This window comes from Bacillus sp. SW14 (genome assembly GCF_047608225.1).
GTDB lineage: Bacteria > Bacillota > Bacilli > Bacillales > Bacillaceae > Bacillus > Bacillus subtilis_G.
In genome coordinates, this window is record NZ_JBLKRW010000001.1 from 2,176,185 (window position 1) to 2,199,845 (window position 23,661).

Here is a 23,661-nt window from a genome sequence, read left to right on the forward strand (position 1 = left end):
ATGATTAAATGATGAGACCAATAATGAATTAACTCTAGTTCCACTTATCTCACTTAAAACGCACTTAAAAACAAAGGCGAACAAAATCTTCTGCTGACTGTTAGAATCATCTCTTTTTTTATTTCAATCGGCTTTAACACACGAGGTGAGCGGAATCTAAGATAATTGATTAACTTCATAAGCGGCACGGATTCCAGACTCAATTGCGCCTTGCATCCACGCATGAGTGAGTGAGGCATGTTCGCCAGCGAAATGGATTCTTCCCTCAGGAACAGGGATATAGGGGTACAGTTCTAATTCTTGTCCGGGTTCCATAGCTGTAAAGGCCCCCGCAGAATAAGGATTCTGACTCCAGCTAAAAGAAGCGCCGGACACAAATTCAGACCATACAATATCGCCATATATCTCTGATAAATTCAGTAACGTATACTGAATACGCTCTCTCTCTGAAAGACTGTCCCACATCAGTGCCTCGTCTGCCCATGTATAACTCGCCAGAACAACAGCATGTCTATTTGCTCCAATACCAGTGCTTGGATAATGCGAAAATCGAATCGGAAGATCAGTAATAGATTTCCCGCCGCGCTGCCCGGCTTTTTCCCAAAATCGGCTTTTAAACTCTATGCCGATTTTGGTTGCGCTTATATAGTTCAGTTCGCGGATTGCCCGCCGTTTATAGTAGGAAAAGGAATGGTATGGTTCGACTTTGACAAATCGCAATGTTGAAAAAGGAATGGTTACAATAGCAAGGTCAGCTGTGAACGCTACATGTTCTGCTGTTTGTTGATGCTGACAATGGACCGTAACGCTGTGCTCATCTTGAGAAATTTTCATCATTTTTTGATGGTATAGAATATTTGTTTTTAGTTGAGGAAGAAACGCGAGAGGAAGCCGATCCATTCCGCCTGTTATTTCATAGAAGTGAGTTGGTGAAGTGAAAAAGATGGATTCCCGTAACACTTCAACAAGGGACATACCCATATACGCTTCCATATCCAAAAGGACTCCTATCATATCGATCGCGCCATATGAAAAATATGTGTTTAAAAAAGAGCTTAACGAGTCATTTTTGTATTGTTCTTCAACAATCCGCCAATTTCTCTCTGGATTTTGATTAATAAAATGCAGAATAGGCTGCAATACAGAAAGCATCAGCTCTTCCGCGGTTTTCCCTTGTTCGTTTGGTGCAACGGGGTATCTTAATATCTGAGGATTTCGTTCAAAAAGATGGAGACGTGTTTTAATTCCGTTCGTGTAAATGATGTCCATTTGGCTTTTGTTGATAAATACATTTGTCGGCAGCCTGAATTTTTTTATATATTCTAAGGTTAACATATGGATATTCGGAATGCGCATCGGACCAACATTAAAGTACAAACCATCACTAAAGGGAGATCTCAACGTGCAGACACGGCCGCCTGCTCTGCCGCTCGCTTCAAGAATCGTTACTTTGTGACCGGCATTTTTCAGCAAAGATGCTGATACAAGACCGGCCAATCCAGCTCCCGCAACAATAATACGCTTTGGATGATGTGATGCGCTAAGTCCGTTTCTAATGATCTTCACCATGTCATCATTCGTTAGAGAATTCACTTTTTGGAGGCACCTCTTTTTTGAATTTATGGCATTATATTCAGTGAAAAGGACGCCTATCACGTTCTGTTCACAACTTTTGGAATTGGAATGCCAAAACGAACATTTATTCTCATTAAAAGAACAAAATGGGGAGATGTATATTGACTAATTTTGTTATAAGACTGTAAATATCTCAAAAAGTCACTTAGATGAACAAAGCAACTCTTAAGGAACTTCAAAACTTCGAAGCGAAGTATCCAATTAAACAACTAGAGGTAGAGGAATTCATTTATTTAGCCATGAAGAACTTGAAGAGGAACGGAAATATGAGGATTTATCTGAAGAACATCAATAGTATTCTGGTTGACTGCTAATTGGAAGGTTATATGATCGGACAAGGATAAATAGGATAAAGGTAATTCCAATAAGAAAAAGAATCGCAATTGTTGGAAATGCACAAAATAAAAAGACCGAGGAACAGCAACACCCCGGCTTTGTCAAAAAGCTGCCCATCAAATGGCTTGCTCAATGGTCAATCTGTGTAGACCTAACCCTTGAAGATTCCTAACTCAAGGGAGGTCTATTTTTTATTTATGAACTTGCTGTTGTAAAGAATACGGAGAGACAGGGAAGTGTAGTGTTAGCTGCATCTCTGAACTTAAAAAAGATTTTCGAATCAAAACAGGCTCGGTACTTTTTATGATAGCTGAAGATCCAAGAATACATCTCGTAAATCTCTTTGTGAAATTATTTCACGATATCTATCTTTATTCTGTGTATACGATGACATTCTTCGCATTCAACGCTTTTCATTTTATTATTGATATAAGAAATAACATGGAGAGTCTCATCACGACACTGAATACAAAATAAGTTAGCATCCCCTTATTAACGACTATCGAGATTTTATAATTCTTGGCTTGAGCTATCGTATAAAGGCTTTAGTGTTTCCACAGAGAGCGTCCTGAATTCTTATCTTCTGAGTAATGTGAATATTCAATATATCCAATTCGCTTATCGAAATAAATTCTACTTTTTTTGATTCATTACTCGCTGCTATGTTTCCGCCTGTCTTTTCACATAAAAAACAAAGGGAGAACTGTTGGCGAACTTCTCCATCTTGATATGCGATAACATGATTGGGATCACTGTATACGCCAACTAGATGTTTTACTGCTATATCTAAACCAGTTTCCTCCATAACCTCCCTTTTTATGGCATCTTCCACTGTTTCTCCCGGTTCAACATTGCCACCAGGTAAAGACCATTTTCCGTTATCAACACGTTCCTGAAGTAGGATTTCTCTTTCCTTATGAAGAACGACAGCCGAGACAGCAGGAACAATTTTTAGTGGTTTTGGAGCATCATCATTGTAATAATAATCGATTCTATTCATTTTGTTACATACAACCTTTCTTATATTCTTCATTTTTTATTGACAGCCTTTTCATAACATTCTACAATAAACTCACAACAATTAACAAATGTTAAACGACGTAACAAATGTTACAGAAAAACTCTATTTGATATGTTGTGTAACTAATGTTAATTGTTGATAGCATGATATGCAGGTTGTTTTATATTCAAAATGTAAACGTTTTACGATTTTAATTTTTCGAATTTTCACAAAGGGGATGTAACATATGTCAATTTATCAACAACTTTTAGAAAGAGAACGTGCCAACGAGCCGATTAAAGTAGGAGTCATCGGTGCTGGACAAATGGGATTTGGGATGATTGGTCAAATCTCTCATATTCCTGGTATGAGCGTAACTGGAATTAGTGATATAAATATTGAAGCAGCAGAAAGAGCTGCAAATTACTATAATTCACAGTCCTCCAGAAAAGAATCCATTATGGTAACAAATGATTTTCGTGAAGTTATTCAATCTGCCAATATAGAAGTCGTCGTTGATGCAACAGGGGTTCCAGAAGTAGGAGCCAACATTTCACTTGAAGCCTTAAGGTCTAAAAAGCATCTTGTCTTATTGAATGTAGAAGTGGATATTACTATCGGTTCAGTAATGCATCAAATGTTTACTAATGCTGGCCTAGTTTACAGTGGTTCTGCTGGGGATGAGCCGGCGGCAATACTTGAATTATTTGAATTTGCCAAAACGATGGGAATGGAAGTTCTGGTTGCTGGCAAAGGGAAAAATAATAAATTAAATGTCACAGCAAACCCTAGCACTGCGCAAGAAGAAGCAAATAAGAAAAAAATGGCTTCTCATATGCTTACTGCTTTCCAAGATGGTACTAAGACAATGGCTGAAATGAATTTATTGTCTAATGCTATTGGATTTGTACCGGATGTAGTTGGAATGCATGGGATTTCTGGAGATCTAGATTCAGTTATTAAAGATTTAGACCTTAAAGAAAATGGTGGGATGTTAAATCATTTTGGGGTAGTTGATTATGTAGATGGGCTTGCACCTGGAGTATTTGTAATTGTAAAAGGGCAAAATGATGCTGTAGCGCATGAGTTGGATTACTTATTGAAAAAAGGGGAAAGAGACCATCACATTTTATATCGACCATATCATTTAGCTAGTTTAGAAACGCCGATTACTATCGCAAAAGCTGTTTTACAAAATGAAGGATCTATTCAACCACTAGGGGCTCCTATTTCTGATACGGTTGCCGTTGCAAAACGTGATATGAAAGCCGGAGAAGCACTAGATGGTATTGGGGGTTACTCTGTACGCGGGGTTCTTGAAACTCATCAAGATTTGAAGCGAAATAATCATATTCCAATTGGTTTAATCAGCGGAAATGTTGTGGCGAAAAAAGATATTCGTCAAGGCCAATTCTTAACAACTGATGATGTAGAATTAGACCCTACAACAACAGTTTGGAAATTAAGATCGCTACAAGATAGTTTATTCCCGGCAGAGACGGCTGATAGTAAAATTGTAACTACTTTGTAAGTTCATAGGCGTGCAGCAAAACTCTTTCTGAAAAAGAGTTTTGTCCGCGCCCTTTTTCTTCCAAATAGAACTTAAAAAGGGGCATGACATCCTATGAGATTTGTTTTCATTCTCTGCTTTTTGCTAGTCGTTCAATATGTATTTACCTTCATACAAGTTCGTTATTATAGAAAGAGTATGAGTGAGATTGTAAGCACTTACAGAGAAAAACAAGGATATTATTTATTTTCTGGTACGGAAAGAAGAAAGTTTCGACCTGGAGCCATTGCTATGCTTGTCGTTGATAGTCACTATATCATTCAGGAATGCCATGTGGTCAATGGTTATTCAGTTTTATCTAAATTTAAAGAAATAAGTAAATATAAGGGGCAACATATAGGAACTGTATTAGATGATTTACAAGAATGTAAAACAAATCAAAAAGGGAATTATAGGCGATTACCAGCAATTAATACAGCCCTTTCAAAGGCTGCAGAAAATGCATTATTGTCAATTTCTACAAAAAATATCTCTATGCTTTAATGGAAAGGAGTGTTGATTTCTATGGAATGGATTCAATGGTTCGGCGAACACTTTATAGGAATGTTTGATGCCGGTGGTAAACAGTTTATGGATTTAATGACTGGAATAGTTCCTACTCTAGTTGTACTACTAACATTTACCTATGCAATGATTAAGTTCATAGGAGAAGAAAGAGTCAATAAGGTTATTCAGTTCGCCGCAAAGTATACGTTATTAAGATATACATTAATGCCTATCCTATCAATCTTACTATTAACAAACCCGATGGCTTATACCTTTGGAAGGTTTTTACCAGAAAAACAAAAACCAGCGTTTTTCGATTCACTAGTTACTTTCTTTCATCCTGTTACAGCTTTATTCCCTTACGCAAATGCAGGAGAGCTTTTCGTCTATTTAGGAATTGCTAACGGGATAAAAGAGGCTGGTTACCCTATGTCTGATCTTGCCGTTCGCTATTTCCTAATAGCGATTGTCATCATGCTTTTACGCGGGGTTATTACTGAACTTATCACAAAATATCTGGCTAATAGAATGGAAGCGAATTCTTAATTGAAGGAGAAATCACCATGACTCAAGGGGGAACGATCATGAATAAACAGCGTGCAATCTTTGTGGATAAAGGTTCTGGTGGTTGGGGAACAGGTCTAAGAATTGAACCTAAAGGAAAAAGGACGAAGGTTGTTTCTATTACAGGCGGAGGGATTCACCCAGTCGCAAGAAAGATCGCTCAGGTATCGGGAACAGAAGCTATAGACGGCTTTAAAAATTCAGTTCCAGAAGATGAAATGATGTGTGTTGTTATTGATTGTGGGGGAACAGCAAGAATTGGACTTTATCCGATGAAACGCATTCCTACAGTGGATGTCCTTCCATCTTCACCTTCAGGTCCGTTGGCTAAACATATTAAAGAAGATATCTTTGTTTCTGGTGTTACAGAAAAAGAAATCAGATTAGCTGACGAGCAAGCAGAGGGCCTTTCAGAAACTGAAGAGACATCGGAAGCTAGTCAAATCAACACAAGTCATAAAGAAAATCCTAATAAGATGAATAAGCAACGTGCAATTTTTGTTGAAAAAGGTTCTGGTGGCTGGGGAACAGGCCTAAGGATTGAACCTCATGGAAAAAAGACGAAGGTTGTTTCTATTACAGGCGGAGGGATTCACCCAGTCGCAAGAAAGATTGCTCAGGTATCGGGAACAGAAGCTATAGACGGCTTTAAAAATTCAGTTCCAGAAGATGAAATGATGTGTGTTGTTATTGATTGTGGGGGAACAGCAAGAATTGGACTTTATCCGATGAAACGCATTCCTACAGTGGATGTCCTTCCATCTTCACCTTCAGGTCCGTTGGCTAAACATATTAAAGAAGATATCTTTGTTTCTGGTGTTACAGAAAAAGAAATCAGGTTGGCTGGCGAGCAAGCAGAAATCCCATCAGAATCCCAAGGTACATCAGAACCTAGCCAACTCAATACAAATGAGAAGGAAAATGTGAGTAAGAATGATGTAAAAAAAGAAGAGCGAGAAGATAGAGATAACTTCCTGATGAGATTTTCGAAAGGAATTGGAAAAGTAACAGGAACCTTTTATCAAGCTGGTCGAGATTCAATAGACATGCTTATCAAAAACATCATTCCATTTATGGCTTTTGTGAGTATGCTCATTGGGATAATTAACTACACAGGTATTGGCGATGCTATGGCTCACATCTTGTCACCTTTGGCTGGTTCTTTGTGGGGATTAATCATTCTGGCATTTGTTTGTACCTTACCATTCCTATCGCCAGTGCTCGGACCAGGTTCCGTTATAGCCCAAATTATAGGAGTCTTAATTGGAACTGAAATCGCTAAAGGAAATATTCCGCCTCAATTTGCCTTGCCGGCTTTATTTGCTATTAATGCCCAAGTGGGAGCTGACTTTATACCAGTTGGTTTGTCGCTTGGCGAGGCGAAAGCAGAAACGGTACAATATGGTGTACCAGCAGTTTTATATAGTCGTCTTATCACTGGGGTTCTTGCTGTTATAATTGCATATGTCGCAAGTATTGGAATGTTTTAATAAATTTAAAATGATTATCAAATGGAGGTATGAGTATGTATAAGTCAATTGTAAAAGAAATTGGAGAATTAGCTTTATCCTTTGAGGAAGAAAAGATAATGATTTTATTTGGGCCACAAACACCAGAGGGGTTAAGAGACGTGGCTGTCATTCATGAGGTTAAAGAAGATCAATCAGAAAGCCCGATTAAAGAAGGGCATATTCTAAAAGTTGATGATCAAGAATTTAGTATTACTGCTGTAGGATCCGCAGCCAATAACAATTTAAAGGAACTTGGTCATATTTCTATTTACTTCAACGAGCCTAACGGAGAAGTTCTTCCTGGTGCTGTGTTTGCAAGCCCGTACGTGCTTCCGCAAGTTAAAAATGGCAGTGTCATTGAATTTAAATAATAATGTCATAAGAGCCCCTAGAGATCTGATCACATATTAAGAAAAAAAGGAGTTACGAATTTGAACTTACCTGAAGATAATAGGTTGTTTGTTAAAATAGCTCACATGTACTATGAGGAAGGACATAATCAATCACAGATTGCGGAAGAAATCGGTGTAAGTCGCTCTCTTATATCTAAATATCTTTCAAAAGCAAGAGATTTGGGAATCGTAGAAATTATTATTCATGATGAAATGATACATCCTTATAGAAAACTCGAAGGAAAAGTTGAACGTTTATATGGATTGCGTGAAGTCGTATGCATTCCCAATCTGGGAGGCGAATCCTCGAAAAGCAGATTGGGATCTGCAGCATGTAAATACTTGTTGCGAGTTATGAGAGACGGGCAAACGATAGGGGTCTCCGCAGGAACCACTTTATATGAAGTTGCGAAGGCCATGACCTCTAGCCAGCCCTATCCGTCCGCTACATTTGTTCCGCTAGTTGGAGGAATGGGAAACGAACGGGTAGATATACATGCTAATCATATTGTAGCTAAGCTAGCAGAGAGTCTACAAGCACAATACAAGCTTCTTCATGCTCCCGTAATGGTAGATTCTAAAGAAGCAAAAGACATATTTATGAGGCAAACTTCTATACAAGACATTTTTAACTTATCATCCAAATCCCATATAGCGATTGTTGGAATCGGGGGAACTCCTGAACATTCAACTATGGTGAAGTCTTATCTAGGTCAGGAACATCAGGAGTATTTTGATCATACGGATGTCGTCGGAGACATTTGTTATAATTTCATTGATGAAAATGGCCGCTCATCTCTTAGTTCATGGAATGAAAGAGTGATTGCGTTGGAATTAGATCAATTAAGGGAGATTCCACTTGTTATTGGAGTGGCTTGTGGATTAGAAAAAGTGCAGGCAATAAAAGCAGCATTGGAAGGCAAGTTAGTCCATGTATTGGTGACAGATGAACAAACAGCACAGGCTTTATTGGATTAATTAAAAATAAAGGGATGAGATATTTCTTAAAATCATCCCTTTATTTTTAGAAAATTGGAAAGAGGAATGATTTATTATTTTGCTTTATGGTCGAAGACATTTAATCTTCCCACAAATATCACCTTTGATATTTATAGATGCTGCTTAATGCTCTCTAAGAAGTTTTTCTGTACGAAGTAACTCAGTCATGTTATCAAATATTGAGGATATGTTAATCAGCAGTTGAGTTTATTTGAATTGGCTAACGAAAAGAGAAGAAAGCTTGGATTCGTTATGGATGGGATTAGAAGTAATACGGATCAAAAGCGATCCTGAGAGCAGGTTCTTATACACCTGCTGGAACAGTATTTCACAGAGCTGGACTTACTGGCGGACAAAAATTTTAATAAAACCTCTTCAAAATTTAGAAGGGGAATTAATACATATTTTAGATGTATGACCTCTACTAGAAACCCCAAACGAATGACTATCAGTATAACCAATACTGGCTGTATGACCTCTACGTGCTTCCTGGACATCTTTTTGAGTGATAGTTAAATAAATGCTAGCAAATCCAATTAAAACAATGGCTAAAATTAAGACAGATGCATGTTTAAGTTTCATAAAGACAATCCCCTCGCTGAATTTGTTTGCGGGCATAAAGCGCTTTCTCATAAAAAGTAACGGCCTCTTCATGGTTCATTCTTATGTATTTGTACCACTCATTCATTTTCACTCCGACCTTGGAAGAAAAGATCATTTGTTCCAACAGAATCCCTCCTAGATTAATTATCTTAATATGTAAAATTTTATCATATTTAAACGTATAAGGAAGATTAATGTTACCTTAAAAAACAAAAAAATATCCCCCCATTAAAGAGAAGGGCGGGGCTTTTATTGTGATGAATCATATCCCATGGCCTGTTCACTGGTCAGAGATTTCTTGAGTTGTTGAATAAGAATAGTATTTAAAGAGGTTATTGTTGTCTTAATATTGAAATAAACATTAAGTTTAAGTACTTTTGATGGGAGTCACTTTAATGTATATAACAACAAAAAGGTTATTGATACGTGAATTTGAATTAAATGATTGGCAAGCTGTATATGAGTATACATCAGATATTAATGTTATGAAGTACATACCAGAAGGGGTTTTTACTGAAGAAGATGCTAAAAAATTTGTAAATAAAAACAAAGGTGATAACGCTGAAAAATTTCCTGTAGTACTAATAGATGAAGATTATCTTATAGGTCATATTGTTTTTTATAAGTATTTTGGTGAACATACATATGAGATTGGGTGGGTGTTTAATCCAAATTATCAAAATAGAGGGTACGCTTCTGAAGCAGCACAAGCTATCTTGGAATATGGATTTAAAGAAATGAACTTACATAGGATTATAGCTACGTGTCAGCCTGAGAATATTCCATCATACCGAGTTATGGAGAAAATCGGTATGAGAAGAGAAGGCTTTTTTAAAAAATGTATTCCCAAAGACAATGAATGGTGGGATGAATATTATTACGCTATTTTAAAGGAAGAGTGGAAGAGAACTATTAAGAGTTTTTAATTCTTACCTCTTGAATAAAAGGTTCTATTATTGAATGCAGCAACATTGGCGATACAAACAAAATAGCACCTTATGTTCATATATTGAGAGATGAAGCGCACCTGCAGCATAAAGCAGAGCGCTTTTTTTAATGAGGAATCTCAATAAAACAATAATTTTAATCAGAAAAGAGATGTGAAAAGTATGGATAAAATAATGTGAGGTCAAATAAAGTGTAAACAATGGGAAAAGCTGATCTTAAGCAAAAATGGATGAAGTCGAATAATCCTGATCACGCAGGCAATATTATTTAGTTAGTCTAGTTTTGGAATAAAAATTAATCAAATTTATGTTAATAACAACAGATAAATGAACAAAAGAAAAGAACATGTTTTGAAATAAGATTGATCAAAACATGCTTGGTTAATTTCTTTTTATTACATTTGCGGGGGTTCCAAACCAAATTTTGTCCATTCCTCTTTTGCTGGACCATAAATACCTGGAACACTTAACCCTGCTTGTCTCATAAGAACAGTCATTTGTCCTCGATGGTGATTTTGATGTTGAATTAAAAACATCAAAAGTGAACCATTCGGCAATTGTTGCCCAATAAAGTTGATACGTTCTTGGAGTGTATAGTCAGTCCATTGGGTTTTTAATGCCTCTACAAATGCATTACTGGCTTGATGATAACTGTCTGCTATAAACTGAGCCGAAGTAGGAACAGGATAATCTTCAGCTGGGGCATGAAACGTTAAGTCTGTGTTTGAGGTAATGATGCGAATGGCAGCAACAGTATGCCAAGCAATACGGCCTAAAGTCCAACTTTCTGAAGTTATTTCCTGTTTAAGTGATTCATCAGTTAAACTATTTAGTATTTTCTGTGTTGCACCGGCTTCGAACTCCCAAGATTTTAAAAAATGATTTAAGGTTTGAAACACAAAATTCCTCCTTATAATATTTTGTTTTCTTTCTATGAACCTATAGTTCAATTATAGTGCCCCGTTTAGTTAAACAGAACAAAATTTTAGGCAAGAATGATCCAAGGAAAAAAGGCATCGAGACATTCTTAAATAAACGTCAAGACTGTATTTCAAATTTACATTTAAAATACATGAAATCAAAACCAAACTAAACGATTTTGAATAAAACAAGTGTTTTAAAAAGCAAGGGGAACATGTCTTGTTTTTAATTAGAGACGATTCAGGGGAAAGAACATAACAAAGTAAAGAACCCAGCTGCAGTTTTGATTCAAGTTGCATTGTTTTATTAAAAATTCAATACAAGATTTCTTTCAAAATATAAAGAACCAATAATGAGCGGCAGGTTAAATGATATTTAGATGATATGTGTTTTATAGCGTTGCTGAAAAGATCAAGAAGAGATTGATAAAGTGTTTCGGTATCTGTAACTAAAATGGAAGCTGTATGAAAAGAGTGTTTGTCAATAAGCTGAAGAACAAAGGAGCTGGGGGAACATGAAGTTCTTTAAATTTCACGTGATCAAAAATAAAGAAGGAGATTACCTCACATGTAATGAATTATTATAGTAGGAAAGAGAAAAATTTTACAACAAAGGGAGGAATGAGTTAGTAATGAAGAGTTTTATTAAAGGTGCTGTTCTAACTGCTGTTCTAGGTGTTGGTGCTACTTTATTTGCAGGCGATGTATCTGCACACGGGTATATAAAAGAACCTGCTAGTCGAGCGTACATGGGATCATTAGAAAAACAAATAATTGGTTGGACTGCAGCTACCCAAAAATATGGTTCCGTAGTTGATAATCCTCAATCGGTAGAAGGACCAAAAGGGTTTCCATCAGCGGGTCCACCAGATGGGAAAATTGCATCAGCAAATGGAGGATCGGGTCAAATTGATTTTGGGTTAGACAGGCAGACTGCAGATCATTGGGTAAAACAAAACATACGTGGGGGTCTAAACACCTTTACTTGGCACTATACTGCTCCTCACGCAACAACAAAGTGGCACTATTATATAACCAAGAAAGATTGGAATCCAAACAAACCTTTAACAAGAGATGAGTTTGAATTAATTGGTACTGTTGATCACGATGGTTCAAGGGCCGATACGAATCTATCTCATAAGATTTATGTACCAACTGATCGCAGTGGTTATCATGTCATTCTAGGGGTGTGGGATGTTGCGGACACCTCTAATGCCTTTTATAACGTAATTGATGTAAACCTCACACGATGATGTTGAACCTCCATCCAACAAATCTTAATGCCTCAAAAGTAACGGCAAATACTATTGAATTAATGTGGTCAGATCCAGTTGATAGTGGACAAGAATATGAGGTTTACAGAGATAATTAGAAAATTTGCCAATGCATCTAGTACAGTGTATACCGATACGGTTTTAATAGCTAACAATAGATATAGCTATACGGGAAAAGCGATTAGTGTATCAGGTTAGTCATTACTAGTTAGTAAAGTGTTGACTGTAACAACGACTGAAGATGTAACGGAACCGAGAGAATACAAAGTGTTTGAGTATGGAAGTTCCAGAATCAAATGGGATGCTGTGAAGCTTTTAAGGAGCTATTCTATTACAGATCGGTTAGATGTTCGTGCATCTGCCGATATTTTTTTACCTTAATAGAAGTGTACTCGAAAAGTCTATTTAAAAACCCTAATGATTATAAAGAGTTTTTGTTACAACATAATGGGATGGAAATGTTTGATGGTATTGAATTACTTAGCACAGAAGGAATTATTGATTACAATGAAGTCCTAAATTTCTCCGAGGGATACGTCCTAAATATCATTATGATGGAAGATATGTCATTGACACAAACAGATCAAGAAAAGGATTAGATTATATGTTATATCTAGATTCAATTGATAATATTGAAGATGCAGTTAACTTAGATTCCAATTTTGAGATATGGTTTGACATGTTAGTGTCTTTTAACGGGACGAAATATTTGGAATCGAGTTCGAAGCATCCAATCAGTTAAGATCAGGGCTTGTCAGTCGTGAGATTGTTGCCCCACTGTAAAAGCTTTAGGTCGGTTGCTAGTACTTTTGTGGTGCTTCTATCACGAATATCCCCAGGAACTGCAGAGTTAGATCCGTCTCGAATCGATTTGCCTTGGTTACATGATCCCAATCTGCTTCAGTGACTTTTCGAAACCTTTAGGGCCGCCAAGTTGTTGCAACAATATGTTCCCAGCAGTATTATCGCTGTAACGAATAGCAGCTGCCTGTATCCACGTATTTTTCTGTGATTGGAGAATATGTAACAAGATCGTCTTTGCTGTAGTGGGTGACTTCATTAAGTTTTACAAAGGTGAGCATTATGTGAAATGTTACATCATTGATAATAGGGCAAGCGTAGCAGATTTTTATAATTGCATATATTTCCACCATAGGGCATTATTTAAAAGGATGGCACGAAAGTCATCCTCATGGGCTTGATCAATTGTGATGGGAGTGTAATAGATGCAAACGAAAAAAGTTTATCTCTATGTATTTCATACAATGTCAGACTGGGAATATGGCTATTTAATTGCTGAACTAAACTCAGGGAGATACTTTAAAAAAGATGTAGCGCCTCTAAAAGTAGTTACAGTAGGGGCTCATAAAGAAATGATAAAGACGATGGGAGGGCTGAGCATAAAACCAGATATTACCCTTGATAAGTGTACGCTTGAGAGTGATGATCTTCTGATTTTACCCGGAGGGAATACTTGGGGAGAAGATATTCATCAACCGATCTTGAAAAAAGTTGGCGAAGCTTTACAACTTGATACGATTGTTGCTGCCATTTGTGGTGCAACCGAGGGCCTCGCGAATTATGGATACTTAGATTCCAGAAAGCATACAAGCAATGATTTAGCGTATTTAAAAATGGTCTGTCCTCATTATAAAGGAGAAACATTTTATGAGATGGAACCTGCAGTATCTGATGAGAATTTGGTCACCGCATCAGGAATAGCTCCCCTGGAATTTGCGATGGAAGTACTGAAAAAATTAGATGTATTTGCACCTGATACATTGCATGCATGGTATAAGCTAAATAAGATCCAAAAACCCGAATACTTCTTCGAGTTAATGAATACAGTAAATTGATAGAATCAGTACCATGCCCCAGAAATGATGGGGCATTTTTTTATGATGAAAGAAAGCGATACAATTGAAGCAGGGTGATTCAAAAATTTGAAACAATAACAGCATCTGGAACGTATTGTGATAAGAAAGCTAATGATCGACTGCTCAATTTGCTTTCTTGTTTGATGCTGTTCATGCTGTGAAAGGGGGATGAAAATGCAATTTCATCAAATCCAAAACGGAAAACAAAACAATCATCTTAAATGGCTGGCGGCTGTTTTTTTCAGCTGGGGAACGTTCGTTTTTGCGCTGTTTTTTGCAACTTTTGTCGGTTCAATGGCACGCCAGGCAGGAGCTTCCAAGCTCTTGCAGCAAGGTATCCAAGCAGGCTTAGTGACACTAGTTACTGTCCCGTTGCTCTACATTATTCTTAAACGGTTTTCTAGTAGACCATTCTGCTCTCTCGGACTGTCTGGGTGGCGGCAAGCCATTCCGAAAGCCATTATGGGAGCAATGTATGTGATTATTCTTTCTGGTTCTGGATTTGCTATCGCTCATTTATTAGGGTGGATCAACATTACACGATTTCACTTCTCTGGTCATTTGGTTACAGTATTGCTCTTAAATATGATAATCGCTTTCTTTTATGAAGCTTTTCCAGAGGAATTAACTTTTCGAGGTGCGGTGTACTACGCTCTAAACAGGCGGTTTAACTGTTTTATAGCTTTATTCCTGCAGCCGATCCTATTTGTGCTTGCACCTATAACTGTAGGTGGTTTGCAATATATAGCAGGAATTGAATCACCAGCTATCACATTAGACTACATCATTTTATTGTTATCTTTTGGATTCATCCTTCAACTTTTGCGTATTGTAACAGGAAGTTTATGGACATCTATCGCCTTTCATCTAGCTTTTCTCGAAAATTCTCGGTTTTTCGTCCTGCAGGGGGAGGAACGCTTTATAACCTACGAAGAAATTATGCCGGGTACAGGAGCACTGTTTGTCATCTTTTGTATGTTGCTTTTTGTCGGTACTCTGCTATTAATACCAGCAGTAATAGCTCGCTGTTGGCGTAAGAATAAGAGAAACGGCGAAGGTGTTTAATAGAAACAAAAATACAGTTTATGCACAATAGGATATAAATGTTTACTGTGAAAATGTAAACCTTTATTAATGAGAATATAGATATGTAAAATGAGTTTTCCATTCTATTCTTATTTCTTGCTCATTCGTTGTTAATATTATTCGTCTAATTTTAGAGCGCAAGTGTTTGGATGGCAAGTGTCGAGGTAAACAGTAAGGAGTAAAAATGTCTATTTTAACAATTGTTAAGATCATCTTAGTGTTAACTGTATTAGGTTTATTCGCATGGACTTTCAAAAGAATGCTGGGTACACGATGTATCTGCTTGCAGCTGAAGTTTTTGAGTATAAAACAACTTCACAATATCATAAAGCAAAAAAGAGCGGAGGGATCGTCATGAAAATCTTAATTTTTTTAAATATATCATTTTTTCTTTGAAATACATGCAACAATTACCATTAATGGGAAGTTTCAAACGGATTATGCCTTTGATAATGTCGTTTCCAAAAAATGGAAACAAATAAAACCGGTTTTAATTTTAAATATTGGAGGAGCAAACTGGGCATGCTCAACTATTTTAAGAAAAAATCAAAAGCAGGCAAAGTATTACATAAAGAGCATTGTAGCTGCCTTCATTATTGATTCAGGGGTTCTATATTTCTGCGGAATTAGAACATTTTAAGTTAAATCATGTATTTAACTACGTTCACAACAAGTATAATGGCCGCTGATCCGAACAAAAAATACGCAGAACTCGTTTGTTTTTTAAAAAGTGCCTCCACCCCCATTAAAACAAAGAGAAGTGCAACTAGTACTTGGAGAGAGGTTAAGAGGAAAACACTTTGATTATATAATGAATACACGCACAGTATTAAAGCTACACATGAAATGAAAAATTTTGAAGCTTTAAGCAAAGAACCACTCCTTGCAAAGTTTTTATTAAAAACTTAACACGTTATGCACTGTCCTTGGAGAGACTAAGGAATCAAGATAAAAGAAGTATTTTAAAAAATGTAAAACAAAAAGACCATGAATTTAAAAATGTTGTTTTTAATCCCGAATCGCCGGCGCTCACGCAAGAGTTCACCTTATTTGACTAACTACCTTCATGGCGCTTAGAAGATGATAATAGCAGGAAGTGAGCTTAAACCGAAGTGTAATGTACAAGTGAAGTAAGAAAGGGAAAATCAAATGTGGCCATTAAAAAGGTGTTGAATTTATTGTATAGAAAGAGATGGTGAACTGAAAAGTATTATGCTGAAGGATTTGTTGAAAAGAAAAGGATTTAAAAAAGGGGTGACAAGTCATAAAAAAACTAGTTGTAATTTCCAGTATTCTAGGAATCCTGTTATCGACCATGGGACAATTTTTTGGAATTTTAACCGATTTCTTCATACCAGGTGTTGCTCGGTTTATAGGTATCTTAGCGGGAATTCTTGTGTTACTTAGTCTAAAGTCGAGAAGTACAGAAGTGCAGTCGTTTATCGTCGGCTCGAGTACTGCGTTAGGAATAATGGGTGCAGGAATTTTATATTTTCCAGTTGCGATTATCAATGTCTTGATTGGCTTCAAGTTAAACAAGAAGGTAAAATAAGAAAACACGAATGAGCAGCTCTGAATAAACTGTTTTTTGGTTAGAGAATAGAAGCGAAATCATCATATGAAGAGTGAGGTTTATATGGATTTAAAATTTTACAGGCTTTTTAGAACAAATGAAGTCGAGTTTTTTCAGGTACTGCAAAAAGAAACTTCAAACATTTACGGTTATATCTTAATTGTTGATTCAAAAAGAAAAGGAGAGCTGTGTGATAATCCAGTTTTTATTGGTATAGAGGATGAAAATGAATACGAGGGTTCCTCAAATTTTATTCAGGTCATTGCATTCACTGAAGAAAGATTTCATGAAAACTTTACAGCGGATACCTTTTCTTTTATAGATGGTCTGTTAAACATGAAACCAGATTGCCACTTCTTTATTAAAGAGCATGTATATAAATCCAATTCTGAGCTGCTGGACTTTGATTTTCCTTTTAATATGACACCTATTGTCGATTTCATTAAACCATATGCACTAGAGATAAATAAAGACATCAAGCTTAACAATATTAGCAACAGTGATTTCAATTACCTTTCACAAAAAAATTGAAAAAAATGAATGTGAAAGATGATAATTGATTTTTACTAATTCAATTGCTTGGCTTTACTTTGAAGGGAGTCGAGTAAGATGGATAAGAATAAGGATGAAATACAAAGAACATATAGGGAACAAATGAGGGAGAAGGCTGACAAGAAAAAGAAGATAGCAGTTCACATACTTTTGAGATTGTTATTGTACTAGCCATCATTATCTTGATGTTTTTCTTTAATTCAGTATTTAAGGCTTTTTAGTTAAAAAAATCCTTTTTGGACAGCTGGAAAAATTCAAGATGAAAAAAATGTTATACATAAGCAATTATTATTTGAATTCTGCCGAAGTATAAGCACTATGCAATTGTATTACAAAAAGCAACCCGGTTTTACAAGTAAAGCTGCCTGCAAGTGGCTTGCTCACCAACCTAAACGCCAGCCATTAAAGCTAATGTCTCACATGCAGACATTAGCTTTTTTCATTGTTGAATAGACTGCAGTCAGGATTCTAGAAGACGCACTCATAACAGCCGTCTCCTATCATACGAGGTCAACAAAAATCACACTTTCTGTCGTGATAATTTAAATGTATTCATAAAAATGCCGCAGCATATCAGCAGTGCGCCGATGATGATGTTTATGGTGATCTGTTCGTGCAATTGCAACCATCCAAAGAATAGAGCCAAAACGGGAACGAACATTAATGCCATGGATGCTTTTGACGCTTCGATTTGATTGAGCACCCAAAACCATACGACAAATGTAAAGCCTGTAGAAAGCAAACCATTAAACAGCAATGACCAAACCGCCTGATATGACCACTCGGCTGAATGGACCGGCTCCAATATAAAGGAAAACATCAACAGCATGACGGCTCCCATCAGTAGATGCCAGGCATTCATATGAATGATATCGATATGCTTGAATTGAAGCTTGCTAAACACATTCGCAATTCCCCAGCTAAGCGCTGCCGCAAGGACGCACAGTTCTCCAAATAAAGCACTTTGATCGACATTCAGCATTTCTTTTCCAAATATGAATAAAAGTCCGGAGAAGCCGCTTATCAGCCCGATCGTTTTATATACATTCATTTTCTCGTTTAATGTAAAATGGCTGATCACCGTAACACATATAGGCATCGTATATACCAAAACAGAGGTTTTCCCTGAATCGACAAACTGCATTCCATACGTTAAGATCCCCATATAGCCCAGGCCCATCAGCAGGCTCATGATGATATAGCTTTTGACATATTGTTTTCCAATTGAAAGTTTTTTTCTTTGAATGAAGAGAATGAGAAATAAAGGAACCGCCCCGATGAACAGACGCAATGCAGAAAACAAAAGCGGGGGAATGTCATGAATTCCCACTTTCATCGCTACCCAAGTATAGCCCCAAATAAGTGTGACAGATATGATTCCCAGCATGACTTTTGCCATTAATAAGCCGCCTTTCTTGTTTAAATATCGTGCTGGTTTCTATCATATGTTACATTTATATATAACTGAAATACATTTTTATTATCGGGGGTATAACCAAATGGTTATGAATTTGAACCATCTTCACATATTTATAAAAGTCGGGGAGAAATTGAACATTACAGAAGCGGCAAAAGAATTGTTCATCTCTCAGCCGGCGGTAAGCAAAGCGATAAAAAACCTCGAAAACTCGCTCCAGCTCAAATTATTGATCAGGGATAAACATCATGGTTTAATGCTGACTGACGTCGGAAAGGAAATTTTACTGCTGGCGAGGCAAATGAAGGGGATTGAAAGCAATATATATCAAGTAGCCAACAGGGAAAACAAGCTGTTAAGCGGGAAGGTGAAAATCGGTTCATTTCCTGCTGTTTCAACAAATATCATGCCGCAGGCGATTGCGGCATTCAGATCAAACTACCCGCTGATCCGCATAGAATTGGTCGAGGGGACCTCCGATCAAATCAAAGGATGGGTCGAGGATCGGACGGTTGATATTGGGATCGCGGCATCTCCATTTGACCCGTTTGACTATCAACTATTATGTAACGACTATATGGTGGCCGTCATCCCTCCGCAAGATGATGAATTAAAACAGGAAAAGCATGTCGACCTCAACACATATCAAGATGACCTTATTTTTTGCAAAGGCGGTCATGAAATTGCAATGTCAAATACGTTTCAGCAGCACCATATTGAATTAAAGGAAAACTTGACTGTGCAAAATGCCGAAACCTTGATCAATATGGTCAAAAACAACTTGGGCATAGGCATTATTTCAAACTTTACACTTTCATCTGTTTCGCATCAATTGATCAAAAAAGACATCTCTCCCCGAATCACCCGTGATATTGGCGTCATCGCGCATTCATTTGATGAAATAACGCCGGCGGCGCATGAGTTTATCAAGATATTGAAAACAGTCGTCATCTGAATACGTAGTCGTAATAAGGCGGCTCTAGTCTAGAAGAGGAGCTAAAAACTCTTAGTTTAAGACGTTTTATAAAAAGTGTTCGAAGACTTTATTGATGTTCTTAAAGGATGGCAAAAGACGATTTCTCCACAATTATTCTGTGAGCTAACCCTAGAGGAAAATGAATACTCATCGGTAGAGTTTAAAAAAAGAAAAAAGCAACAATTCAAACGTTGCTTTTTCATTTTATTTGGTACTTTATACGCTAGGAGAACTTCAACCTAAAAAAGGTTCATCAATCTGTGTCTTTGTGGGATTCTGTTCCTTAACTTGTTTTAACGTCGCTACGATAAGAAAGCTAACAATCACTAACAAAAGCCATGAACTCACCTTTCCTAGGTGAACAAGACTCCATGCCTCGGTTTGGTTTGGATATGTCCAAGCCCCAAAAAACGTTGCGATATTTTCCGCTATCCATATAAAAAATCCAATGAGCACAAAAGAAAGTGCAAGCGGCATACGGTAATGAGTTCCATTTACCTCGTATATGACCCATGTTTTCCAAAAGACAATGACGACAAGTCCAGATAACCACCAGCGTATGTCAATTGAAAAATGATGGGTAAAAAAATTCAAATAGATCGCAGCGCCAAGCGGGACAACTGCAAAAAACGGCGGCCACTTCACCAATTCAACCTTAAGCCTTCTCCACGCCTGACAAAGATAACTGGCCACACTTGCGTACATAAAGCCGCTATACAAAGGCACCCCGAACATTTTGGAATATCCTTCTTCTGGATAAGACCAGGAGCCCATATGGACTTTGAAAAGTTCAAGGGCAAGCCCAATAAGGTGGAACAAGGTGATTACTTTTAATTCATCTCGTGTTTCAAGCCCGGAACGCACCATCAGCCCCTGCATGAAAACGCAAATGATGAGCAGCCAGTCATACCGCGGCAAGAAGGGAAGAGGGATGATTTGTGTGATAGCCAAAGAGGCAAAAATAACGACAGGAAACAAACACGAAAGGGCCTGTTCCCAGCCAAAATGAAAGAGTTGTTTTAACGCTCTCATGATATGTGCCTCCAAACTTTTTTTCTGATTATATGTAAGGCACGCATAGATGGATATAGCGTTACGTCCATAGTGTACCGTGTCCTCTTTATGAATCTTGTGTATCTTCATCACTTCGGTATTCCAAAATATCTCCGGGCTGGCATTCTAAAGCCTTACAAATCGCTTCTAAAGTTGATAATCGAATGGCCTTTGCTTTTCCGTTTTTCAATATCGAAAGATTAGCCATCGTGATGCCGACTCTCTCCGAAAGCTCTGTTACGCTCATTTTCCTTTTAGCAAGCATCACATCAATATTGATAATAATTGCCATGTTCATCACCTCAGACCGTCAAGTCATTTTCTGATTTTATATCAATCGCTTCTTTTAACAGTTTTTGAAGAACAGCAGCAAAGACTGCAATCACCATTGAAGCAAAAATAATGACCAATCCGATGACTATGATACCCGGGGCGTCGTCTATCTCGGCCATCAGATAAAAGATCGGCATGCCTGCTGCATACAAGATACTGATTGTGACCGCACAGTATTTTATATTCTTTAAAGATCTTACAGAAATGTTTGAGAAAGCTTTGTTCTTGTCAATATAGCTTAAAAGTTTGAACGCTTGATAAAGAGCAAAGTAAAAAGGAATCGCCGTTACATACAAATAAATGAAAACGAGATATTTGATATAAGCGATATTTGGAACTAATTCCGCTGCATAATTGGCTATCTTCGGCACCGCAAAAATGCACAAAGCAAGAATCGGAAGTCCGATAAGAATTACGGCAATCTTTAAAAAGAGTGTTGAGACTCGATTCATAAAAAGCACCTCACTGATTTGTTGTCATTTTGAATTTAACACGATATTTATCGTTTTACAATAAAAAAATATTAAGATAGATTATTTTATTGTTGTTATTACATCTTTATTATTTTAGTCTTTTTTTAACTTGGCAGCGAATTGAACCAGAGAACAATTAAAGTTATAGCTCACTTATGTGGTTTTTCTATTACTCAAAAATAAGCGAATCAACATCTAAATATTCAAACAAGCGATAGGAAGAAATACATCAAAGAATAAGCTGATGCCCATACTAATGGTCGGGAGGTAAACCGACTTATGATACAAATTTGGATCACTGGTCTTTTATTATTGGCTCAACCGAGCGAGCCGCCTGACAGCTTAACAGTCACACAGCAAGGGCGGACGATAGCTACTGTTACCCGTGAAAACTTTACAATGCCTCTTCCTGGTACTCCAATGATTGACCATGAAAAATACCGTAAATTGATCGAACAGCTGGATCAGGAAATTTACCGGGAGCCGGCTAATGCTGTGCTTAACGAACAGGGAAGCATTGTCCCGGGCAGGGTTGGTTACAGACTTTATCAACAGGCGTTTAAGGAAAAGTTTTATGCCTATTTCTATGGCCATGGCCCCTCCAAGGTAGAAGTGCCGGAATTGAACATATATCCGAAAGTTGACAGCGAGCTGCTTGCTCACATCAGTACACATCAGCTCGGTCAGTACGTAACATATTTTAATTCGAACAATAAAAGCCGTTCACACAATATTTCTCTTTCTGCAAAAGCGATTGACAATCATGTTGTTTTCCCTAATGAGACGTTTTCGTTTAATCAAGTTGTTGGGATGAGAACTCAAGACAAAGGATATAAGAGTGCGCCCATTATCGTTAAAGGTGAGTTGTCTGAAGGTGTAGGCGGAGGAATTTGCCAGGTATCTTCAACATTATTTAATGCAGTCGATCGTGCAGGGCTGCGAATCGTTCAGCGCTATTCTCATTCAAGAAGCGTACCATATGTTCCGTCCGGACGTGATGCGACAGTAAGCTGGGGAGGTCCAGACTTTCTCTTTAAAAACCAATATAACCAGCCAATATTAATTCGGGCAAAACGGTATGGAGGGAGTATGATTGTTACGTTGTACTCTTCCGATATGATCAATAACAAACTGAGAAAAGTCCCTAAAGCGCCATCTCAAATACCGAAAGAAATAAATGCCGAGCGGCAATAGGATACTATTATTGGACAAGCGAATGAAAAAAAGGAGAGATAAATGAAGTGAAGAAGGTATTATTTTTCTTATATGTAATATTATTTGCGTTTACTTTTGTTCAATCAAAAGCTCACGCTCTTACTTTTACGGTGTTGCCGATTACACAAAAAACGGAACAGTGGTCAGTAGAAGTAAGTGAAGCAAAAAATGCAAAGGAATTTGCGGCACCTAAGAAAGGGAAATATAATGTTTATTCCTTGGAAGTCAACAATATTGGGAAAGAAGCAGCTACGGTGGATGTGCAATTGTATAGAAATGATCCTGATTCAATCACAAGGTTTTCACTTTTTGGATGCCCCAATGAAAATTGTGTAAAACAAATAGATGCTGCTAAAACGTTAGCTGAAAGTTTAAACGATGGCTCGCCGTTGAGGTTCAAGCATTTTATGCTGGCAGATAAAGCCTCTGAATTAGAAGTTGTTATAATCTGGACGCAAAAAGGGCAAGAAGGACGCAATTTAAAACAGACCTTTAAATTCACTGAAGATGGCGTTAAATAGGCGTTAAAGCATCTTATTATAAAATTTGTTAGTCATTGAAATAGAAAATTCATATTTCTTATATAGATGAGATGAATCAGCATTAAGCATACTGCGGAGAAAGGAAAGGGATGAGGGAGAGTAAAACTGATAAGATGGGATGGTTTTGATGATTAAATCCATTACTTTGCCAGAGGAAAAAACGAAAATAACAGTTGGAAAACCAATCAAAGATGAGTCAAACGTCAAAGTTACTGCAATTTTTGACTATAGAGAAGAACCAGAGGACGCTTTTTGGATACACTTATCTGATGGAAGTGAAATGTTTGTTGACGATCACAAAGTCTTTATTGAATACGAATAGAAAAG

General features: G+C 37.2%; 26 protein-coding genes and 6 pseudogenes. 21 read left to right on the plus strand and 11 right to left on the minus strand.

The features are described 5' to 3' along the window. Window positions 1–156: 156 nt before the first annotated feature. Window positions 157–1,593, minus strand: coding sequence for a flavin monoamine oxidase family protein (locus ACMX2I_RS11620; protein ID WP_414957013.1), 1,437 nt, complete (start codon window positions 1,591–1,593; stop codon window positions 157–159). Between the two features lie 580 nt (window positions 1,594–2,173). On the opposite strand from ACMX2I_RS11620, the pseudogene ACMX2I_RS11625 reads away from it, so the two are divergent. After that, window positions 2,174–2,376 (plus strand): annotated as a pseudogene (locus ACMX2I_RS11625) (UV damage repair protein UvrX); the annotation flags it as partial. A gap of 124 nt (window positions 2,377–2,500) precedes the next feature. Here ACMX2I_RS11625 and ACMX2I_RS11630 read toward each other — a convergent pair. Then, a complete protein-coding gene (locus ACMX2I_RS11630; protein WP_414957014.1) occupies window positions 2,501–2,971 on the minus strand; it encodes an NUDIX domain-containing protein in 471 nt (156 codons plus the stop codon). A gap of 247 nt (window positions 2,972–3,218) precedes the next feature. Between ACMX2I_RS11630 and ACMX2I_RS11635 the strand changes: the two genes are divergently transcribed. The 8 genes and pseudogenes from ACMX2I_RS11635 to ACMX2I_RS11670 all read left to right on the plus strand — a co-directional run. After that, the gene (locus ACMX2I_RS11635; protein WP_414957015.1) at window positions 3,219–4,502 is read left to right on the plus strand and encodes an NAD(P)H-dependent oxidoreductase; all 1,284 of its coding nucleotides are present in this window, start codon (window positions 3,219–3,221) and stop codon (window positions 4,500–4,502) included. 93 nt (window positions 4,503–4,595) lie between these two features. Next, a complete protein-coding gene (locus ACMX2I_RS11640) occupies window positions 4,596–5,024 on the plus strand; it encodes a transcriptional regulator GutM (protein WP_414957016.1) in 429 nt (142 codons plus the stop codon). 21 nt (window positions 5,025–5,045) lie between these two features. Then, window positions 5,046–5,573 (plus strand): PTS glucitol/sorbitol transporter subunit IIC, encoded by a 528-nt coding sequence (locus tag ACMX2I_RS11645; protein ID WP_289347500.1) that lies wholly within the window; start codon window positions 5,046–5,048, stop codon window positions 5,571–5,573. Window positions 5,574–5,611: 38 nt separating this feature from the next. Further along, window positions 5,612–6,067: pseudogene (locus ACMX2I_RS11650) on the plus strand (PTS sorbitol transporter subunit IIB); the annotation flags it as partial. Next, entirely contained in the window at window positions 6,068–7,081 is a 1,014-nt protein-coding gene (locus ACMX2I_RS11655) for a PTS glucitol/sorbitol transporter subunit IIB (protein ID WP_414958328.1), read from the plus strand. Between the two features lie 35 nt (window positions 7,082–7,116). Then, window positions 7,117–7,473, plus strand: a complete 357-nt coding sequence (locus tag ACMX2I_RS11660) for a PTS glucitol/sorbitol transporter subunit IIA (RefSeq protein ID WP_414957017.1) — start codon at window positions 7,117–7,119, stop codon at window positions 7,471–7,473. 60 nt (window positions 7,474–7,533) lie between these two features. Continuing rightward, window positions 7,534–8,472 carry a sugar-binding transcriptional regulator gene (locus tag ACMX2I_RS11665; protein ID WP_148961632.1) on the plus strand — a complete coding sequence of 313 codons (939 nt, stop codon included), beginning with the start codon at window positions 7,534–7,536 and terminating at the stop codon, window positions 8,470–8,472. A gap of 90 nt (window positions 8,473–8,562) precedes the next feature. Next, window positions 8,563–8,858: pseudogene (locus ACMX2I_RS11670) on the plus strand (UV damage repair protein UvrX); the annotation flags it as partial. 10 nt (window positions 8,859–8,868) lie between these two features. On the opposite strand, the gene ACMX2I_RS11675 reads toward ACMX2I_RS11670, so the two are convergent. Both ACMX2I_RS11675 and ACMX2I_RS11680 read right to left on the minus strand, forming a co-directional pair. After that, entirely contained in the window at window positions 8,869–9,075 is a 207-nt protein-coding gene (locus ACMX2I_RS11675) for an aspartate phosphatase (RefSeq protein ID WP_414957018.1), read from the minus strand. Next, window positions 9,065–9,220 carry a hypothetical protein gene (locus ACMX2I_RS11680; protein WP_414958377.1) on the minus strand — a complete coding sequence of 52 codons (156 nt, stop codon included), beginning with the start codon at window positions 9,218–9,220 and terminating at the stop codon, window positions 9,065–9,067. Before ACMX2I_RS11680 ends, ACMX2I_RS11675 begins: the two co-directional genes overlap by 11 nt. 271 nt (window positions 9,221–9,491) lie before the next feature. Between ACMX2I_RS11680 and ACMX2I_RS11685 the strand changes: the two genes are divergently transcribed. Beyond that, window positions 9,492–10,022, plus strand: coding sequence for a GNAT family N-acetyltransferase (locus ACMX2I_RS11685; RefSeq protein ID WP_414957019.1), 531 nt, complete (start codon window positions 9,492–9,494; stop codon window positions 10,020–10,022). 416 nt (window positions 10,023–10,438) lie between these two features. On the opposite strand, the gene ACMX2I_RS11690 is transcribed toward ACMX2I_RS11685, so the two are convergent. Next, the gene (locus tag ACMX2I_RS11690; protein ID WP_202327514.1) at window positions 10,439–10,942 is read right to left on the minus strand and encodes a DinB family protein; all 504 of its coding nucleotides are present in this window, start codon (window positions 10,940–10,942) and stop codon (window positions 10,439–10,441) included. 653 nt (window positions 10,943–11,595) lie between these two features. Here ACMX2I_RS11690 and ACMX2I_RS11695 point away from each other — a divergent pair. Both ACMX2I_RS11695 and ACMX2I_RS11700 read left to right on the plus strand, forming a co-directional pair. Further along, complete coding sequence (locus ACMX2I_RS11695) at window positions 11,596–12,216, plus strand: lytic polysaccharide monooxygenase (RefSeq protein WP_289347492.1); 621 nt, start codon at window positions 11,596–11,598, stop codon at window positions 12,214–12,216. A gap of 434 nt (window positions 12,217–12,650) precedes the next feature. Further along, window positions 12,651–12,979: pseudogene (locus ACMX2I_RS11700) on the plus strand (SMI1/KNR4 family protein); the annotation flags it as partial. Here ACMX2I_RS11700 and ACMX2I_RS11705 read toward each other — a convergent pair. Continuing rightward, window positions 12,965–13,304, minus strand: a pseudogene (locus tag ACMX2I_RS11705) (serine hydrolase); the annotation flags it as partial. The pseudogenes ACMX2I_RS11700 and ACMX2I_RS11705 overlap by 15 nt on opposite strands. 159 nt (window positions 13,305–13,463) lie before the next feature. Here ACMX2I_RS11705 and ACMX2I_RS11710 point away from each other — a divergent pair. Then, window positions 13,464–14,093: a type 1 glutamine amidotransferase family protein gene (locus ACMX2I_RS11710; RefSeq protein WP_414957020.1), complete on the plus strand. Its 630-nt coding sequence runs from the start codon at window positions 13,464–13,466 to the stop codon at window positions 14,091–14,093. Window positions 14,094–14,288: 195 nt separating this feature from the next. Next, the gene (locus ACMX2I_RS11715; protein WP_087993964.1) at window positions 14,289–15,179 is read left to right on the plus strand and encodes a CPBP family intramembrane glutamic endopeptidase; all 891 of its coding nucleotides are present in this window, start codon (window positions 14,289–14,291) and stop codon (window positions 15,177–15,179) included. A 662-nt stretch (window positions 15,180–15,841) separates the two neighbouring features. Here the strand turns inward: ACMX2I_RS11715 and ACMX2I_RS11720 are convergent. Next, a complete protein-coding gene (locus ACMX2I_RS11720) occupies window positions 15,842–16,072 on the minus strand; it encodes a hypothetical protein (protein WP_414957021.1) in 231 nt (76 codons plus the stop codon). Between the two features lie 443 nt (window positions 16,073–16,515). Between ACMX2I_RS11720 and ACMX2I_RS11725 the strand changes: the two genes are divergently transcribed. From ACMX2I_RS11725 to ACMX2I_RS11735, 3 genes and pseudogenes are all read left to right on the plus strand, one after another. Next, window positions 16,516–16,752, plus strand: coding sequence for a permease (locus ACMX2I_RS11725; RefSeq protein WP_414957022.1), 237 nt, complete (start codon window positions 16,516–16,518; stop codon window positions 16,750–16,752). An 84-nt stretch (window positions 16,753–16,836) separates the two neighbouring features. After that, on the plus strand, window positions 16,837–17,304 hold the full coding sequence (locus ACMX2I_RS11730) for a hypothetical protein (protein ID WP_414957023.1): 468 nt from the start codon (window positions 16,837–16,839) through the stop codon (window positions 17,302–17,304). Window positions 17,305–17,382: 78 nt separating this feature from the next. Further along, window positions 17,383–17,546, plus strand: a pseudogene (locus ACMX2I_RS11735) (hypothetical protein). A gap of 299 nt (window positions 17,547–17,845) precedes the next feature. On the opposite strand, the gene ACMX2I_RS11740 reads toward ACMX2I_RS11735, so the two are convergent. Beyond that, window positions 17,846–18,724, minus strand: a complete 879-nt coding sequence (locus ACMX2I_RS11740; protein ID WP_414957024.1) for a DMT family transporter — start codon at window positions 18,722–18,724, stop codon at window positions 17,846–17,848. Between the two features lie 100 nt (window positions 18,725–18,824). On the opposite strand from ACMX2I_RS11740, the gene ACMX2I_RS11745 reads away from it, so the two are divergent. After that, window positions 18,825–19,697: a LysR family transcriptional regulator gene (locus tag ACMX2I_RS11745; RefSeq protein WP_414957025.1), complete on the plus strand. Its 873-nt coding sequence runs from the start codon at window positions 18,825–18,827 to the stop codon at window positions 19,695–19,697. Between the two features lie 255 nt (window positions 19,698–19,952). Here the strand turns inward: ACMX2I_RS11745 and ACMX2I_RS11750 are convergent, their stop codons facing one another. The 3 genes from ACMX2I_RS11750 to ACMX2I_RS11760 form a co-directional block, all read right to left on the minus strand. Continuing rightward, window positions 19,953–20,750 carry a DUF817 domain-containing protein gene (locus ACMX2I_RS11750; protein ID WP_414957026.1) on the minus strand — a complete coding sequence of 266 codons (798 nt, stop codon included), beginning with the start codon at window positions 20,748–20,750 and terminating at the stop codon, window positions 19,953–19,955. An 88-nt stretch (window positions 20,751–20,838) separates the two neighbouring features. After that, complete coding sequence (locus ACMX2I_RS11755) at window positions 20,839–21,063, minus strand: helix-turn-helix domain-containing protein (RefSeq protein ID WP_003220412.1); 225 nt, start codon at window positions 21,061–21,063, stop codon at window positions 20,839–20,841. Between the two features lie 10 nt (window positions 21,064–21,073). Then, window positions 21,074–21,556, minus strand: coding sequence for a DUF2975 domain-containing protein (locus ACMX2I_RS11760; protein ID WP_087993941.1), 483 nt, complete (start codon window positions 21,554–21,556; stop codon window positions 21,074–21,076). Window positions 21,557–21,856: 300 nt separating this feature from the next. On the opposite strand from ACMX2I_RS11760, the gene ACMX2I_RS11765 reads away from it, so the two are divergent. From ACMX2I_RS11765 to ACMX2I_RS11775, 3 genes are all read left to right on the plus strand, one after another. Continuing rightward, a complete protein-coding gene (locus ACMX2I_RS11765) occupies window positions 21,857–22,771 on the plus strand; it encodes a VanW family protein (RefSeq protein WP_414957027.1) in 915 nt (304 codons plus the stop codon). A gap of 47 nt (window positions 22,772–22,818) precedes the next feature. Then, window positions 22,819–23,313 carry a hypothetical protein gene (locus ACMX2I_RS11770; RefSeq protein ID WP_414957028.1) on the plus strand — a complete coding sequence of 165 codons (495 nt, stop codon included), beginning with the start codon at window positions 22,819–22,821 and terminating at the stop codon, window positions 23,311–23,313. A gap of 148 nt (window positions 23,314–23,461) precedes the next feature. Then, window positions 23,462–23,656: a hypothetical protein gene (locus tag ACMX2I_RS11775; protein WP_414957029.1), complete on the plus strand. Its 195-nt coding sequence runs from the start codon at window positions 23,462–23,464 to the stop codon at window positions 23,654–23,656. The last annotated feature ends 5 nt before the right edge of the window (window positions 23,657–23,661 follow it).

Excerpts from the sequence above, each read along its gene's own strand:
- ACMX2I_RS11635 (WP_414957015.1), top strand. The coding sequence starts at position 3,219 with ATGTCAATTTATCAACAACTTTTAGAAAGAGAACGTGCCAACGAGCCG.
- ACMX2I_RS11675 (WP_414957018.1), bottom strand. The coding sequence starts at position 9,075 with ATGAAACTTAAACATGCATCTGTCTTAATTTTAGCCATTGTTTTAATT.
- ACMX2I_RS11630 (WP_414957014.1), bottom strand. The coding sequence starts at position 2,971 with ATGAATAGAATCGATTATTATTACAATGATGATGCTCCAAAACCACTA.
- ACMX2I_RS11685 (WP_414957019.1), top strand. The coding sequence starts at position 9,492 with ATGTATATAACAACAAAAAGGTTATTGATACGTGAATTTGAATTAAAT.
- ACMX2I_RS11760 (WP_087993941.1), bottom strand. The coding sequence starts at position 21,556 with ATGAATCGAGTCTCAACACTCTTTTTAAAGATTGCCGTAATTCTTATC.
- ACMX2I_RS11725 (WP_414957022.1), top strand. The coding sequence starts at position 16,516 with ATGGGACAATTTTTTGGAATTTTAACCGATTTCTTCATACCAGGTGTT.
- ACMX2I_RS11715 (WP_087993964.1), top strand. The coding sequence starts at position 14,289 with ATGCAATTTCATCAAATCCAAAACGGAAAACAAAACAATCATCTTAAA.
- ACMX2I_RS11750 (WP_414957026.1), bottom strand. The coding sequence starts at position 20,750 with ATGAGAGCGTTAAAACAACTCTTTCATTTTGGCTGGGAACAGGCCCTT.
- ACMX2I_RS11775 (WP_414957029.1), top strand. The coding sequence starts at position 23,462 with ATGATTAAATCCATTACTTTGCCAGAGGAAAAAACGAAAATAACAGTT.
- ACMX2I_RS11695 (WP_289347492.1), top strand. The coding sequence starts at position 11,596 with ATGAAGAGTTTTATTAAAGGTGCTGTTCTAACTGCTGTTCTAGGTGTT.
- ACMX2I_RS11740 (WP_414957024.1), bottom strand. The coding sequence starts at position 18,724 with ATGGCAAAAGTCATGCTGGGAATCATATCTGTCACACTTATTTGGGGC.
- ACMX2I_RS11710 (WP_414957020.1), top strand. The coding sequence starts at position 13,464 with ATGCAAACGAAAAAAGTTTATCTCTATGTATTTCATACAATGTCAGAC.
- ACMX2I_RS11645 (WP_289347500.1), top strand. The coding sequence starts at position 5,046 with ATGGAATGGATTCAATGGTTCGGCGAACACTTTATAGGAATGTTTGAT.
- ACMX2I_RS11745 (WP_414957025.1), top strand. The coding sequence starts at position 18,825 with ATGGTTATGAATTTGAACCATCTTCACATATTTATAAAAGTCGGGGAG.
- ACMX2I_RS11640 (WP_414957016.1), top strand. The coding sequence starts at position 4,596 with ATGAGATTTGTTTTCATTCTCTGCTTTTTGCTAGTCGTTCAATATGTA.
- ACMX2I_RS11655 (WP_414958328.1), top strand. The coding sequence starts at position 6,068 with ATGAATAAGCAACGTGCAATTTTTGTTGAAAAAGGTTCTGGTGGCTGG.
- ACMX2I_RS11730 (WP_414957023.1), top strand. The coding sequence starts at position 16,837 with ATGGATTTAAAATTTTACAGGCTTTTTAGAACAAATGAAGTCGAGTTT.
- ACMX2I_RS11660 (WP_414957017.1), top strand. The coding sequence starts at position 7,117 with ATGTATAAGTCAATTGTAAAAGAAATTGGAGAATTAGCTTTATCCTTT.
- ACMX2I_RS11755 (WP_003220412.1), bottom strand. The coding sequence starts at position 21,063 with ATGGCAATTATTATCAATATTGATGTGATGCTTGCTAAAAGGAAAATG.
- ACMX2I_RS11765 (WP_414957027.1), top strand. The coding sequence starts at position 21,857 with ATGATACAAATTTGGATCACTGGTCTTTTATTATTGGCTCAACCGAGC.